This is a genomic window from Adhaeribacter pallidiroseus (genome assembly GCF_003340495.1).
Taxonomy (GTDB): domain Bacteria; phylum Bacteroidota; class Bacteroidia; order Cytophagales; family Hymenobacteraceae; genus Adhaeribacter; species Adhaeribacter pallidiroseus.
Map to the genome: position 1 here is coordinate 3126089 of NZ_QASA01000001.1, position 15809 is coordinate 3141897.

The window sequence follows — 15809 nt, forward strand, 5'->3', positions numbered from 1 at the left end:
TCTGTTTAAGGTTAAATATGTTATTTTCTTTTTAATAGTAATCCATCTCTCCCCACCGCAAAAATTTTATTATCAGGCGTGCTGTACAGTTTCAATATATCTTGTTGCTCATTATAATAATCTTTTTTTAGTGTTTTTCCCCCATCTTCGGTTCGAAAGATAGTTTTACCCGATCTTAAAAAGCCGGTATCTTTATTAATAAAAAGGGGAATGGCATACGAATCAACAAAGTCTTTATCATTATTAATGATCTCCCAGGTACTGCCACCATCAGTAGTTCTTAAAAGTTCATTCTCAATGGTGGATAAATAGCCATAGTTTGTATCAATAAATTGCATGCCCGTTATTTTTTTTAAATTTTGGGTTTTGGTGCTCCAGTCTCCTTTATCTAAATTTATCCACGTTTCGCCTCCGTCTTTGGTTCTGGCTAGAAATCCGTAAGTAGCTATTATCTTACTAGCATTGTATTCTACTAAACCCCCACCGCTGATAAAACCATTCTGTGCATCCAGAAATTGAATAGCATCGTAGGCAAGGCTTTTCTGTTTCACTAGGCGCCAACTGTTGCCGGTATCAGTTGTTTTATACACACCATTACCGGTACAGGCATAGCCTACAGTAGCACTAGTAAACTCAAACTGCCGGATGCTTGTACTATCAAGGGCAGAAAGCTTCGTCCAGGTACGGCCTCCATCCATAGAACGGTAGGGTATATAGCGTCCTGCCAGAATAATTTTGCTAGTTATTGGATAAAAACTTGTAAACATATCTGAAGCAGAAGATGGAAAAGGTAATGCTTCCCAAGAATTGCCACCATCAGTTGTTTTCAATAGAATATTAGGGTCATTTCCAAAAGTGTATCCCGTATCGACTGACACGAATTTTATATCAGTCAATGTTCCTTGGTAATTAATATTAACTGTTTGCCAATTGTTATTATTCACTAGAGGATCAACATTCTGCTGATTACAAGAGAAAAGAAAGCATATAATAAATAAATAAAACATCTTTGAATTGTTCATATAAGTATTATTTTAAAGGTAACCTACCCAATAGCAAGAGCCATAAAATGCACTATTGGTTGCTTACCTTATGCAATACTAATCGAAATAAAAGGAGCTATTTTAATTAGAAGTATTATTGAAAAGAGAATAAAATTTATTAAATAATTCTCCTTACACAAACGAAACTATTAGTATAAAAGTAACATAGTTTTTTTACATAAAAGAGATGAAATGTTGCGAATCTAAGTAACCAATAGACATTATTTATCAGAAAGCAGAAAGAAATTGTTTGATAAGTAACACTACTAAAATATTTTAGGCCTTTATTTCTTATTACCAACTAAATACTTATTTTGGTTAAAGTTGTAATTAAACCCTAACACCAGTTGGCTCGCGTTGGCTGGGTGGCCGGTATCTTTTTCATGAGTAGATGATTAAAAAGCCAGATTTATTCCAGTGCTTTCATAACAAGTATTCAAACCTAAACGAAGCAAAGCATTGTTCATCCGGTTTTGCTTTTAGTTTATTCGTAAAAGCACTGCATTAAATAATTTAAACTGTAGTTCTTATTGACGTTATAGCTACACAGCAGCACAAGAGCGCGGTTACTACTAGCCGCGCTCTTTTACTTTTATCTGATACACAATCTTATCTACTAGTGGTTATGTGCGGCACAAGCGTCGAGCAGAGCAGAAACCTCCGGTATCGTAAATCTTTCGTTATTATTACCAAAGTTGGTTTGCACAAAATTTAGAAGATTCGTAATTTGATCCGGAGTTAAATCTTCGGCCCCCGGCATTTTTTGCTGGTAGTGCAGTCCATTTACCGTTATGTTTCCCTCCTGGCCGTGCTTCATGATACAAGCTAAATCCTGACGGTGTTTTACTAGATAATCGGCGTTGGCCAGCGGCGGAATTAGCCGCTTTAAACCACGGCCATCCTCCATGTGGCAACTGGCGCAATGCTGCACGTACAATTGTTCTCCGCTATCGTTTACCGCCGGCGAACAACGGAGCCAGGAAAATACAACCAGTGGTATTAAAAGCAAGAGCGAATTTTTATTTTTGAGCATGTTGTTGCTTCTCGGCCAACAAAAGCAAAATGTCATTCATTAACTGATCTACTTGTTCCGGAACAGTGCCGTCGTAAATGCCCCGTACATGCCGGTTAGTGTCTGTTAAAATAAAAGCGCCACTGTGCACAAAGCCGCCCGGTTCCTTTTCATCTTCCGCCGCCGAAACCATGTATTGAGCCGCGATAGCATAAATACTGTCTTTGGCCCCGGTCACAAATTGCCATTTACTGCTGCTTACGCCTAAACGCCCCGCATAGTCCCGGAGAACTGCTACTGAATCGTGCTGCGGGTCAATGGTATGCGACAACAATACCACCTGGTCATTATTTTTAAATTTTTCGTAAACGCGCAGCAGTTGGCTCTTCATCTTTGGGCATATGGTAGGGCAAGTGGTAAAAAAGAAGTCCGTTACGTAGATTTTACCGGCTAAAGTTTGACTGGTTACCCGCTGACTATCCTGGTTTATGAAACTAAAATCCGGAATCTGGTGATAGATTGTATCGGTTATGGTTTGGCCGTTAACTATGCGTTGTTCCGTTTCTCTTTCTCCCAAAATGGGCAAACGGTTTGAGGTAGTATGTGTTTGGGAACAGCTGAAAAGTAGCCCAGCCCAAAGCAAAAAGCAGGCTGGGTTCCTCAAAAATTTTAATTTATGTTTTACGTGTTGTTGCATTACTTGAATGTATTTTTTTCCGTGTTGGCCAAGGCGCTGGTTACTTGTTTTTTTACTTGGTTAATTTTAAATAATTGATCCTCTAAATAAATACTGGCATTTTCAGGTGATAAATCCGCCGGATTTTTATACTGATGCATCCAATTCATCATGGCTGCATCGGCCTTCCTTAAATCGGTAATTTGATTTTGAATAAGCTTTGTATCCATGTGCGTAGAATCAGCTTTTTGGAGATAAGCTTTTAATTTACGCTGCCTTTGGTTTATTTTATCCATTTGGCTCATGACTGCATCGTGCTGGGTGAGAACTTGTTCTTCCAGTTGTTTGAGTTTTTCTTTTTCAGATAAGGAGCAAGAAAAAAAACTTATCAGGAATATTAAACTAAAGGCGTAATGCTTCATAACCATTACTTACTTTTAATTAAATACTTGGTCTGGTTAAAGTTATAACTAAACCCAAGTACTAAACGGCCGGCACTAGCCGGATGACCTGTATCTTCTTCGTAAATCGGAAGCTGAAAAGCTAGATTTACGCCAGCGTTTTTGTAATAAATATCCAGGCCCGGACCCAGTAAAGCATTATTCATTTTGTGTTCGCCAGTGAGTTCGCCGTTAAATTTTTCCCCTTGGGTATACTCGTAAAAAAATTGCACCGAAGGATTCATGTTCCAGTTTGGGTTGACATTGTAGCGGTAAAATAAATTGGCAAAGTGAGCCGAACTGTTGGCAATACTTTCCTTATAATAATTTTGGCCGTTTAGTTTATAACTGGAGTTAATGCTTAAGCCAAATTTCTTGTAGCCGGCAATGTAGTTCACATACCCAAAATAATCGACGCTACCCGTACCGGTTTGGTACAACAAAGGTTGCCGGGAACCTTCGGCGTTGGTACGGTAATAATGGCCGGTGGGTAGTTTTAAACCACCCCCGAGTACTAAACGCTGCTGCACGCCGGCTACTTCAATTTTACGTAACACATGCACGCCCGCAAATAAATTAATATCGCCTAAACCAGCCAAAGTAGTGCGGCTTTGGTTGTACTGCGTAGTATTCTGCACGTATGGCACAAAGGCATTTAACTCTACTCGCTGATGAATAAAATATTTCGCCCGGATTTCCGTAGCCCGGTACACTTCAAAATCCGTTGGATTGCCATTGTGGCTGTGCGAGCCAGAACCACTATCCGGTCCGCCAGTTAAAATACCAGCGCCTTTCGGAAAAAAGTGGGAGCTCTGATTAGCGCTTTGGTACCCATTAAAGCTTCGGTAGCGGTGCAATACGCCCAGGCTGCTTTGATTATCGTAAGGCGTGATGCCCATAAAACAACCGCATATATCGCAAGCCCAACTGACCGAATTTTTTAAAATTAAAAGGAGGAACAGGTAAATAATTTTCTTCATAATCAACTTAAAAAGGATCCGTAAAACGGGAATCAGTGATAAACTTTTTATCGGTTAACGCTTCCAGAAAGCTTAGCAACGCCTGCTTTTCTGCCTCCGAAAGCGAGATACCTGGTTGCGCCTTTGCCAGAACCGGATCCAGAGTAGCCGATTTTTTTACGCCTTGCCGGTAATGATCTAATACCTGACTTAAAGTTCGGAACCGGCCATCGTGCATGTAGGGCGCACTTAGGGCAACGTTGCGTAAACTGGGTACTTTAAACTTACCCGCATCCGCCGCCTCTTGGGTAATCATTTGCCGGCCCGCATCTTTCTTAAAATCTGTATCTAACCCGTTGTTGCGGAACGAGAGGTCGGTAAATAAACCAGGAGTATGGCAGGTAGCGCATTTATTTTGAAAAACGACTAAACCTTGTACCTGTAAAGTTGAAAGCACATCGGTTTTACCTTGCACGTAATAATCGTAAGGCGCGGAAACGGAAACAAACTGCCCCATAAACTGCGCCATAGCCCGGAATAATTGCTGACTGTTAATGCTATCCTGGTGAAAAACCTTGTTAAAAGCGGTTACATATTGCGGATTACGGTTTAGTTTCCGGATAACGTTACTTAAACTTTCGCCCATTTCAATTGGGTTCGTTATAGGAGATAGCGGTACCAGTTCCAGGTGCGTAACTCCCCCATCCCAGAAAAAAGATTTATCCCACCGCAGATTAGTTAAACTCGGGGTGTTGCGCGTCCCCAATTGGTCCTGAATGCCGTGGCTTACGGTATGATCCAAGTCGGCAAAGCCGGCAAATTGCTTATGGCAGCTCCCACACGAAACAGTTCCATCGCGGGAAAGCAAGGGATCATAAAATAACTGTCGTCCCAACTCAAATCCAGCTTGCGTCGGTTCGTTCTCGGTAAACAAGTAAACCGGCGGTGGAAAATGAACTGGGTTTTTCTGCAAGTCAACGGCAGTGGGCACCTCCGGATCGGGGTAGCAACCCGCTAAAAAATTTAAAAAAATAGCCAGCAGAACAATGCAGCGCTTTTTGTTAAGTCCTAAAATTTCCGGCATGGTTAATTATGGATATGATCCACCCGGAACATGTCGCGGTAATTATCGGCAACCGTTACCGAAGCCGGGCCACCCATAGTTGTGCTTAAATCGGCAAACTTAATCAGCCGCGGCGATTGAAACATTTCCAGCACATTTACTTTTAAATGCACCTGCGGTGCTTTCCCGGCCGCTACCAGCATTTTATTGCCATTTAAATCAGGCGAAACCGTGCGAATGGTGTTATTAGGAGCTTTAAAACCACCAATGTGAAAAGTTAAGCCGCCTTTTTCGGATTGGGGCGAGTAACCTTCGAGTTTCAGGAAAATATAACCGGTGTTCCAGCTCCAGAACATGCCCTGGGCCGGATCTAAGGCACCAGTTTGAGCTCCGGATACATTCCGGACACTATCTACACCTACCGTAAAGGTTAAACCCGTGTACTCGCCCGAAGGCACGTTGTTAAGGGTAAGTAATTTGGAATCCGGCTTTTCCTGGTCAATCAAATAATAACTATCGGGTTGTTTGTAAGTAGAGCCATCGGCTTTAATTAAAACAATATTGCTGATGTAGTATTTAAAAGTAGTAATCTGAAATTGATCGCCGTTGGCATTGGTGTATTGCTGGGGGTTTAAAGCCAGTTCTTCGTTGCCCACCACGTGTTCGAACTCCAGATTTACCTGCCCCATAGTAATAGCTTCGGTTTCGGGATCTTTTTTACAAGCGGTAAATAAGGTAGTAACAGTAAAAAGAACGAAGGTATATTTTAAGAATAAAGATTTCATGAGCTCGTTTTAAAAGTAAATACAAAAGATTGTTCGCCAAGCTTACAGCCTTACTTTGGCTTAAACCAGGACGCCCCTTTAATCAGAAAATTTAAAAAATTTTATTACAGACTAGCCTCTTACGACTTTTACGCCCCAGAAATGACGCTTAAACGCAAGAAGTTTAAGAATGCAGCGAAGCTATTTAGGAATTAGCTCCTGGATTTAAACTTGCGGTGGATGAAAAATGAAAGAAAGATTAGCTACCGTTACTCCCGGCAGGTAATTAAAACAATGTTGCAAGAATGCATTGCGGGCAGTAAATGGAAGCACAAGAAGAGTCTGGCAAAACAAGGTAATTTCCGGAACCAGTTTAGACTTTGGGGTTGAAGATTGATTTTCTGGCTGCTCGGCTTTTTGCAATTGTTTTTTTAAGTAGCAATGGCCATTACAATGCATTTCCGGCTTTTTCTTGTTCACGCACAAATATTCGGCAATGTAATTTTTATTGGCTTGATAATCGAGAACAATAAATACCTTGCTGAAGCTTTGCACCAGCATTACCAATAAGAGCACTATGGTAACGGCACTTTTCAAGTTGTTTTCGTTGCGGAGTAAAAGTAGAACCAGAATTTTTTGAAAAAAAGCATTCTTTCTGTTTTTACCAAGCTTATTTTAAGGAGTTGTAATTTCCGAAAAACGCTCGTCTTGCAAAAACGTCTCATCCGTAAGCGTTTTTAGAAACGTGATAATCTTGGTTTTTTCTTGGGGCGTAAGTTCCAGCGATTTGCCTTTTACCTGGTTCGACGCCTCTAAAATCAAAGGGTCCAGATTAGGGCTGGCATAGTTGATGTGGTCGTTGTAATGATCCAGCACTTCTTCCAGGGATTTAAAACGGCCGTCGTGCATGTAAGGGGCCGTAACGGCAATATTCCGTAAAGAAGGCGCTTTAAACTTACCATCGTCGGTGGCTTTGCCGGTAACGGCTCCGCGACCTTTATCGGCAAAAGTGGCATCTAAGCCATTGTTATGAAATTGTTGCAAAGTAAAAAAATCACTGCCGTGGCAATCGCCGCAATTGCCGCCCCGCAGGTTTCGGCCGGGGTCGGGATGCGTGATAAACAACTGCATGCCTTCCAGTTCTTCTACCGTTAAATTAGCCTGTCCCGCCCGAAATTTATCATAAGGCGAGTTCGTAGAAACCAAGGTGCGGGTAAACTGGGCCAAGGCTTTCAGCATTAAATCCGCAGTTATAGTACTGGTGCCAAAGGTTTTTTTAAAAAGATCTGGGTACGTTCCGGTGTTTTGGAGTTCACGAACGGCTTCGTCCAGGTTCTGGTGCATTTCCAGGGGTTCTCTATTGGAATACGCGCTTGCGCTTCTAAAGAATTTGCTTCGCCGGCCCAGTTGAATGTTTTGTTCCAGGCCAGATTCACCAGACTCATGGAGCTGCGGTTAGTACTTTGCCCGTTAATGCCGGTACTCAGGGCTTTGCCGTCGGTAAAAGCCAATTTTTGCTGATGACAACTGCCGCAGGAAATAGTATTATCGCCGGATAATTTTTTTTCATAAAACAAGCGCCGGCCCAACAAAACGCCTTCTTCGGTTAAAGGATTATCGGCCGGAATGGTAGGTGGTTGAAATCGTTCGGAGAATGAAAGGGTATAAGGTGTTGGTTGAGGTACCGGTATTTCTTCTTGCTTATCCTCATCATCCGTAGAGGAGCAAGAAAAGGCTAGTAAACAACAAAATAAAGCAAAAGAGTAAAGTGGTTTCACTGATTTTTTAAATTACTGATAACAAACAAGTATCGCTAAACACACATTAACCAGAACGCACCCCCCGACCCAATAATCATGCAAATTGCTAATTAGCTAACGCAAGCAAATCCTTTAATATTTCAATACAGGATAAGTTAAGTCATAAACATCTGAAACTAGAAACCAGTTCTTTGCTGCACATATAAACTCCAACAATTTTTATAATTGGTATTAATGCCGCTAGTAGGAGCTTGTAGTTCGTATTTTGGTTTACTTTATTTATAGTACGAGCGGCAAGCTTGCCTTGGCGATTACCTGTTTTAAGAGGTGCTTACCGAGTTAATAGCGGTGGTACTTACTTTTCTGTTTTGATTTTGCTGCTTTAGCACGCGGTAATAAAATAAAAAAAGCAACTTTATTGTTTCTTGCTACCGGCTGAATAAAGAACTACCGCCAAGAACCTGTTACAAAGCTTAACAAGTTTCTGGCGGTAAGTCCGTTTAAAATTTTATCTACAACGAGCTACTAAAAACCATTTATAAAAGCGGCATTTTTTTAAATTTTACTTTTTCTTCCGAGCCAATTCCAAAGCTTTGGTAGTGGTGTAATATTTAGCCAGCATATTCGGCACTTCCCATTCCGGCATTTTACCCGATGCTAAAAACTCCAGGTATTTTTCGGTAACCTGGCCAAAGTGGGCTTCGTGGCCGTTGTGGTATTTTTCAGGAGCTGTTACGGTCCAGATTTTGCCGGTTTTCTCAACAGTTACACCCGGGAAAATAGCTTGCACAGTAGCTAAACCAGTTTTTAAAGTTTCTTCGAAAGCGTTTAAATCCGTACCCGCAGCCGGCTCGATGTACAAAACCGGTTTGTAGTTTTGCTCCTTGCCCTGCCGGATAATCAAATTAGCTTTGGTGCCTTTCATAATAGAGAAATGCGTATCGCCAGCACCTTCGGGGGCTTCAAAATTCCAGATTACCGACACCTTGGCATGCGTGCCTTTTAACTGGTAATTAATTTCGCCGTTCGAGTAAACGCCTAATAACGAATCACTAACCACGTCTTTTTTTAAAAAATCCGGGTAAGAATCTAGCTGAGTAACGGTTTTAAACTGCGTTGGGGTAAGTTTGGTTTGCCAATGGCGGGCACTGGTTAATTTTACATCTTTGGTATAGTCAATGGTTTGTTCCGGATACGCTTCCCATTGCACTAAATCTACGAGGTGCGTAGTTACATCCACAATGCCTTCACCTTGTTGGCGCACATCAAAAAACCAGGCAGGGCGTTTTAACGGCGAACCGGATACATATTTAAAAAAATGATGGACGCTTTCTTTGGTAATGGCCGGGTCAGCGGCAGTTCCTTTTTGCAAAGTGCCAAACACGTCGGGCAATCTAGAAAACTCGCGTTGCAACATGGTGGTTATCTCGTAACGCTCCGTCATGATATCGTACAACATCACCTTATTTTTTTCCGCGGAGGCAAAAGCTTCTTTTAGCAAATCAAAATTCTGGGTGGTAATGGCCATGGGTTTGTCGGCCAACACGTTTAAGCCGGCATCTACAGCGGCTTTCATGTACTCGGTTTTTTTCTGGTTATTGCCCGACATTACGACCATATTGCCGGGTTTGGTCTGGAGCATTTTTTCAAGGAAATCCGGTCCGGTATACACATCTTCCTGCCATTGCGTTGGATTTTCGGCGCGGGAGTTATACTGGCTGATTCTTTTTAAATGCTCGTCTATGTCCTGGCCGGCGGGAGCATACACGTGCACCAAGGGATCTACGTTGGGGTACATGGATTTCTGCACCAAAGCCGCATGAAAATGGCCCGGATCAAGCGTCATTAATTTAATTTTACCATTAGTAGCAGCTGCTGCAGAATTGGCTTCGGTTTTATTTTCCGTGGTAATTTCTTTTTTATTATTAGAACAGCTTAAAAAAGTGCTGATGAGTAAAACAGGTAAAGCGGGGAAAAACAGTTTTTTCATAGGTTGGAGTTTATTGCCAGAATACGAACGGGTAAATAAAAAACTTAAACTGGAGCAAATCAAATTTAGCTAAAATTTAAATTCCGGGAACGTAGCCGAAGCAAAGTATACCGGAATCTTCTTTTCTTCATTATATTTTTACTGTCTTTTTTTGGGTGTAGTTTCTTGATTACATCTTACTATATTCTTAATTACTTGTAATCTGTTTTAAGTGATAAATAAAAGGTGTAGTTTAAAAACTACACCTAGATTTTAGAACTGGTTTTGCGTGTATCAGTTCTTCAACAAAATTAATTTAAAACAGCATTTGCTAGAAACCCATAAACATCACTTAGAAACTGAACATATTAATAACTAATCGTTCCTTTAATTAACCTACCAGGTACGGGTATCGTTGCGATCGCGACAACATGCTATTGGCTTCGTCGTCGTTTTTAAATTTTCCTTAGCCGGATCCCAGTAAACCTTCCGTTTCAGCTTCATGGCAATCTGGTGAATCAGGCAGGTAGAGCAGGAACGGTGGCCCACTTCCACGGGCGCAATCGGTGGCTGGCGCGATTTTACGGATTCCAGCCAATTGCCGTGATGGTCCTGGCTTTCGTACAAATGAATTTCTTCGGGGCCAATTTTTGAAATTAATATTTTGGGGTTACTCGCTTCTAAAGCTTTAGTACCGGTTTTTTTAGCTACCGGGTCACTGGCTGTTACCGAATAATCGCCGCGGGTTACAAAAATCCATCCCTCGGTACCTTCAAACCGGATGCCATTGGGCAAATCATTGCTCACGATCATTTTAACGCCGTTGGCATAAAGCGCTTCGGTGCGAAACTTACCGTGCACATCCCACAAACCTTTGGCCGGATATTCGGCCTGTCCCCACACTTCAATGGGTCCGGTATATTCGGTATCCATAGCCCAATGCGCACAATCTACGTGGTGTGAGCCCCAACCCGTGATCATGCCGGCACCAAACTGCTCGCAACGCAGCCAGCCCGGCCGGCTGTAATCATTTTGCGGATGTACCCGCTTTTCGGTGTAATACACGTAAGGCGTAGACCCTAGCCAGGCATCGTAGTTTAAATTTTTCGGAATGGGCATTTCCGGTTCTTCTTCGCCGGCCGGATCGCCGGGCAAACCTACTTGTACCGTTTTTAGTTGGCCAATCCGGCCGTTGCGCACCAATTCGGCGGCGTATCTAAACTGGGCCGACGAGCGCTGCTGGCTGCCAATTTGCAAAATCCGGCCCGTCCGGTGAACGGCATTACTCAAGGCCCGACCTTCGGCAATGGTGAGAGAAGCTGGTTTTTGCAGGTACACATCTTTACCGGCTTCTACCGCGTGAATGCCAATGTAAGAGTGCTGATGATCCGGGGTACTAATCACAACTGCGTCGATATCTTTATTAGCCAGTAATTCCTGATGGTCGAAGTACACTTTAATGCCATCGTAAGGCTGGTTATTTTTCTTGCTGTAATAGGCATTCACCAATTGCTTGGCTTCGTTGGCGCGCTTTTGATCCAGGTCGCAGACGGCCATGATACGAGCCTGGTTATGCTTCCAGATGCCGGGCAGGTCGTGGTCGCGCGAAATGCGGCCGGTACCAATGGCACCTACGTTAATTTGATTGCTGGGCGCATTTTTGCCAAAAACCGAGGCTGGTACAATGGTCGGAAAGCCAATACTAGCCAATGAAGTAGCTACCGTTCCGGTTATTGCTTTCTTAAGAAAGCCGCGCCGCGATAATTCAGAAAAGTCGTTCGTTGCCATAAGCGATTTCGTTAATTTATCAAATTACTAAACCAGCCGGAAAATGGCAGCATTTAGTTGATAAATTTTTAAAATTTTGTCGTGAACCGACTATTAATTTTTAGCTAAATTAACATTTATAAAAGTAAAATGAGAAACTACCTGAACTTGAACTATGAGTGTTACCCCTTCCCCTCCGGGACCTCCCCTAAAAACAGGGAAGAAATTGCCGATATTATTTCTTCTTATTTAAGTGCAAGGGTTAATATTACACTGTTTTATAAGTCAGAGCGTTTTAGCTCGCTTGATATTCTTTGATTTTAGGAGTAGCCGCCTCTCCTTCCCTGTTTTCAGGAAAGGTTTCCGCAGAGCGGAAGGGTTAAATACACCACCGATGAAACAGCTTAATTAGCAGCCTATACGAACACCTCAGTTATGCAAACGTTGACCATATAAATATAAGCAAACCTCTATACAGTAGTAAATTTTAAAAAACCGGCCATTAAGCAAACTTTTGGTTAGCAGTATTTAAATAAGGTACTAGTAAAAATTAAAACAAATAAATATATTTCTATGCTAAAGAATGCAAGGTAGCTTAAACCTGAAGGATATTTTATTAGCTAAAGCTACCTTACTCCAAATGTGCTTGTTGTTTTAAATCACTTACCCATGGCTAAACAAACCTACGATGCAATTGTAATTGGCTCCGGCGTGAGCGGTGGCTGGGCCGCCAAGGAATTAACCGAAAAAGGCCTGAAAGTTTTAATGCTGGAACGCGGCCACAATGTGGTGCACGTAAAAGATTATGTAAACGCCACCCGAGCCCCCTGGGATAACAAGTACCGGGGTTATCAACCTCAGCAAGCCATTATGGAAGCCGCCATTGCCGCGAACGATAAATCGGTCTACTCGCCGGGTAAGTTTACGGTTTCTACCGAAATTAAGGAAGCCCCTTATACCCAAACCAAACCCTTTAACTGGTACCGGAGCTATAATGTAGGGGGCAAATCGCTGATGTGGGGCCGCCAGAGTTACCGGTTCAGCGAAATGGATTTTGAAGCCAACGCGAAAGAAGGTATTGCCATTGATTGGCCCATCCGGTACAAAGACCTGGCTCCGTGGTACAGTTACGTCGAAAAATTTGCCGGAATCAGCGGCAACCGCGATGGTTTAGCCCAATTACCCGACGGCGAGTTTATGCCTCCTATTAAATTAAACTGCGTAGAGCAGGACATCTCTACCAAAATGACGGCGCATTTCAAAGGAAAGCGCACCATGATCAGTGGCCGTACCGCCAACTTAACCCAACCCTTAGGCGACCGCAATTGCTTAAGCCGCAGTAAATGCGCTTTGGGTTGCCCGTACGGGGGTTATTTCAGCACCCAGTCTTCTACTCTGCCCGCCGCCATGAAAACCGGCCGTTTAACTTTACGGCCACTTTCTATTGTAACCCGCCTTTTGTACGACCGCGATAAAAAGAAAGCCACGGGCGTAGAAATCATCGATGCCGAAAATAACCAGACTTACCAGTTTTATTCTAAAATTGTTTTTGTCTGCGCCTCTACTTTAAATTCTACCTGGGTGTTAATGAATTCGGCCACGGATGTTTGGCCCGATGGTTTGGGCAGCAGCAGCGGCGAGCTAGGATATAACTTAATGGATCACCACCTGGGGGTAAATGTAAGTGGTTTGGCCGAAGGCTTTGATGATAAGTATGTATATGGCCGCAATCCGTCGGGTATTTACGTGCCGCGCTTCCGGAATATCAATGGCGAAAAAAGTGATTTTTTGCGCGGTTACGGATACCAAGGCTCCGCCAATCGGGGCAATTGGGCGCGTAACGTAGCCGAATACAGCATCGGGGTTGATTTAATGGAAGCTATTACCGAACCGGGTAAATGGTACTTTGGCATGGGCGCTTTCGGCGAAATGCTGCCTTACCACGAAAACAAGGTTACCCTAAATAAAAAAGACCTGGATAAATGGGGGCTGCCCACCTTATCCATTGATTGCGAATTAAAAGAAAACGAGAAAAAAATGCGCCTCGATATGCTGGAGGCGGGTAAAGAAATACTGGAGGCGGGCGGTTTAAAAAACGTAAACGGTAACGATCCGGGTTACAAACCCGGGGGCGCCATTCACGAAGTGGGTACGGCCCGCATGGGCCACGACCCTAAAACTTCCGTGTTGAATAAATACAACCAGGTTTGGGATGCCAAAAATGTTTTCGTAACCGATGGTTCTTGTTTTACTTCTTCGGCCTGCCAGAATCCTTCGCTAACGTTTATGGCCATGACCGCCCGGGCCGCCGATTTTGCCGTGAGCGAGTTAAAAAAACAAAATATTTAAAAAACACTTAGATAAACGGCACCAACATGAACAGAAGAGAAGCAATTGCTAGAGTAGCCTTGTTACTGGGCGGCACCGTAGTAGGCGGCGAGGCATTTGCCGCCGGATTTCAACTTAATTCCAACAACCAGGCTAGTACCCTTTTTTCCGCCGAAGACATCAAGCTGCTCCACGAAATTGGGGGTATTATATTACCGGGCCTTAATGGGAAACCGGGCGCCAAAGATGCCGATATTGGCGCTTTTATGGCTATGATGGTATCGGATTGTTATAATCCCGAACAGCAAAAAGTATTTACCACCGGCCTGCAAAAAATTAAAACCGACTTTAAAGCCACTTACGGCAAAGATTTTCCGCAAGGAAATGCCCCCGACCAATTGGAATTTTTAAAAAAATTAGATGCCGGGCAGCGGGCAACTCCCGTACCCGTAAAAACCGGTCGCCGGGATTACTTAAATACAGACGGACCGCCTGTGCATTATTTTTTAATGATGCGCCAGTTAACCATACTCGGGTTTTGTACTTCCGAAATTGGGGCCACCAAAGCCTTGCGCTACGTAGAAGCACCCGGCCGTTACGACGGCAACGTGCCTTATAAAAAAGGAGAAGGTGCCTGGGCTATTTAGTTTTAAATACGTAACATAAGACGCTAGCAGTTAGTCTACAGATAAACTGTAGCGTACCATTGTAGACGTTATTTTTCTTACGGGGAATGTAAGTAACTTTTTAATTATTTACTTTCCTCCGCAACACCCATCACTATCCTGCCAATTTTGTTTCTCCTGAATTTATTATAAAACTAATCTGTTTACCTTATGTAATGGTTAACAAGCCTCGCTTTCAGGTTGCTGAGTAAGAAACAAGCTTTAAATTTTCTGGTGATTGTACTGTTGCTAGAATCAAAAGCGTGAATTTTTGCGCAGAAATTCTGATTGCTTCTGACTTCTGACTGTTAAGATATATTTTAAGAAGAGAATAAAAGAACAGTTTATTTTCTATCTTTACTCATAATCTCCGCCGGCCGTATGATGCACATATGGCCTAAGCACAAAACCTAATCCGCAACAGCATGGGCAGATCACAAGAAACTTTCAATAAAAAAGAAAACGAAAAGAAAAAACAAAAAAAACGGCAGGATAAAGAAGAAAAAAAAGAAGAGCGAAAAGCGAATGCCAATAAAGGCCAAAGTTTAGACTCCATGCTCGCCTACGTGGATGAGTTTGGTAATTTTTCTTCTACCCCACCAGATCCTAAACAAAGAGTAGAAATTCCTTTAGAAAACATTCGGATAGGTATTGCTAAACAAGAAGATATTCCGGCAGAAACTACCCGTACCGGCATTGTTGCTTTCTTTAACGAATCCAAGGGCTACGGATTTATCAAAGATCAGCAATCGCAGGAAAGCATATTTGTGCACGTGAACGGACTAGTTGATCCGATCAAAGAAAATAATTTGGTAACTTTTGAAGTAGAAAGTACTCCCAAAGGGTTAACCGCCGTAAACGTTAAAAAATCGACGAAGTAAATACCGGAGCCTGTTGTAAAAACCCGCTAAGCTAAAGTTTACACCAGGCATTTTCTTCTTTTAAGCTTTATTCCGGATTAAACGCGTAATCCGGATTCCTAATACTACTACCGCTGCTGGTAATGCCAAAGCGGTTATTATTTTCATTGGATCCATTTTCTTATTCTTTTTAAATTCTCCTACGGTAAAACTTCTGTATTAGGTTCGTTTTTTGAAGCGATTATAGTTTTGCTTTAGCCTGAATTTTTACGTAAATTTTTAAATTTTATTAAATTTTCAATCCTTTTCCGGAAAGCTGCTTGCTTCCTGTTTTTTTTGAGAGCAGTTTTTTATGTCTGTGTCTGAAAGATTTTAGAACTTGACCGAACCCCAAACACCAGCCTTTCCTACCGCAACAAAGTCCAATAGTTTCTTTTTAGAGGCTTTACCATTTAAAAAGCTGAAGTTAAAATATGAATGGCAAAGCCGGGTTATATTCTTTG

General features: G+C 42.5%; 12 protein-coding genes and 2 pseudogenes. 3 read left to right on the plus strand and 11 right to left on the minus strand.

Translation table 11 applies throughout. The features are described 5' to 3' along the window. Positions 1-20: 20 nt before the first annotated feature. The 11 genes and pseudogenes from AHMF7616_RS12325 to AHMF7616_RS12375 all read right to left on the minus strand — a co-directional run bounded on the left by AHMF7616_RS12325 (position 21) and on the right by AHMF7616_RS12375 (position 11474). A complete protein-coding gene (locus AHMF7616_RS12325) occupies positions 21-1022 on the minus strand; it encodes a WD40/YVTN/BNR-like repeat-containing protein (protein ID WP_115373158.1) in 1002 nt (333 codons plus the stop codon). Between the two features lie 637 nt (positions 1023-1659). Beyond that, positions 1660-2076: a c-type cytochrome gene (locus tag AHMF7616_RS12330; protein WP_115373159.1), complete on the minus strand. Its 417-nt coding sequence runs from the start codon at positions 2074-2076 to the stop codon at positions 1660-1662. Further along, positions 2063-2632 carry an SCO family protein gene (locus AHMF7616_RS12335; protein WP_317047605.1) on the minus strand — a complete coding sequence of 190 codons (570 nt, stop codon included), beginning with the start codon at positions 2630-2632 and terminating at the stop codon, positions 2063-2065. The genes AHMF7616_RS12330 and AHMF7616_RS12335 overlap by 14 nt, the downstream gene beginning before the upstream one ends. Positions 2633-2751: 119 nt before the next feature. Further along, positions 2752-3153, minus strand: coding sequence for a hypothetical protein (locus AHMF7616_RS12340; protein WP_147275674.1), 402 nt, complete (start codon positions 3151-3153; stop codon positions 2752-2754). Positions 3154-3158: 5 nt separating this feature from the next. Next, positions 3159-4151, minus strand: a complete 993-nt coding sequence (locus AHMF7616_RS12345; RefSeq protein ID WP_115373162.1) for a hypothetical protein — start codon at positions 4149-4151, stop codon at positions 3159-3161. A gap of 7 nt (positions 4152-4158) precedes the next feature. After that, a complete protein-coding gene (locus AHMF7616_RS12350; protein ID WP_115373163.1) occupies positions 4159-5214 on the minus strand; it encodes a cytochrome-c peroxidase in 1056 nt (351 codons plus the stop codon). A 2-nt stretch (positions 5215-5216) separates the two neighbouring features. Further along, positions 5217-5978 (minus strand): MbnP family protein, encoded by a 762-nt coding sequence (locus AHMF7616_RS12355; protein ID WP_115373164.1) that lies wholly within the window; start codon positions 5976-5978, stop codon positions 5217-5219. A 204-nt stretch (positions 5979-6182) separates the two neighbouring features. After that, the gene (locus tag AHMF7616_RS12360) at positions 6183-6554 is read right to left on the minus strand and encodes a hypothetical protein (protein ID WP_115373165.1); all 372 of its coding nucleotides are present in this window, start codon (positions 6552-6554) and stop codon (positions 6183-6185) included. A 78-nt stretch (positions 6555-6632) separates the two neighbouring features. After that, positions 6633-7735: pseudogene (locus tag AHMF7616_RS27945) on the minus strand (cytochrome-c peroxidase). 544 nt (positions 7736-8279) lie between these two features. Beyond that, a complete protein-coding gene (locus tag AHMF7616_RS12370; RefSeq protein WP_115375590.1) occupies positions 8280-9707 on the minus strand; it encodes a putative oxidoreductase C-terminal domain-containing protein in 1428 nt (475 codons plus the stop codon). A gap of 370 nt (positions 9708-10077) precedes the next feature. Then, a pseudogene (locus AHMF7616_RS12375) lies at positions 10078-11474 on the minus strand (Gfo/Idh/MocA family protein). A gap of 648 nt (positions 11475-12122) precedes the next feature. Here AHMF7616_RS12375 and AHMF7616_RS12380 point away from each other — a divergent pair. The 3 genes from AHMF7616_RS12380 (at position 12123) to AHMF7616_RS12390 (ending at position 15327) form a co-directional block, all read left to right on the plus strand. Further along, positions 12123-13802, plus strand: a complete 1680-nt coding sequence (locus AHMF7616_RS12380; protein WP_115373166.1) for a GMC oxidoreductase — start codon at positions 12123-12125, stop codon at positions 13800-13802. Positions 13803-13828: 26 nt separating this feature from the next. Further along, positions 13829-14428, plus strand: coding sequence for a gluconate 2-dehydrogenase subunit 3 family protein (locus AHMF7616_RS12385; protein ID WP_115373167.1), 600 nt, complete (start codon positions 13829-13831; stop codon positions 14426-14428). A gap of 443 nt (positions 14429-14871) precedes the next feature. Further along, a complete protein-coding gene (locus AHMF7616_RS12390) occupies positions 14872-15327 on the plus strand; it encodes a cold-shock protein (protein ID WP_115373168.1) in 456 nt (151 codons plus the stop codon). Positions 15328-15809: the final 482 nt, after the last annotated feature.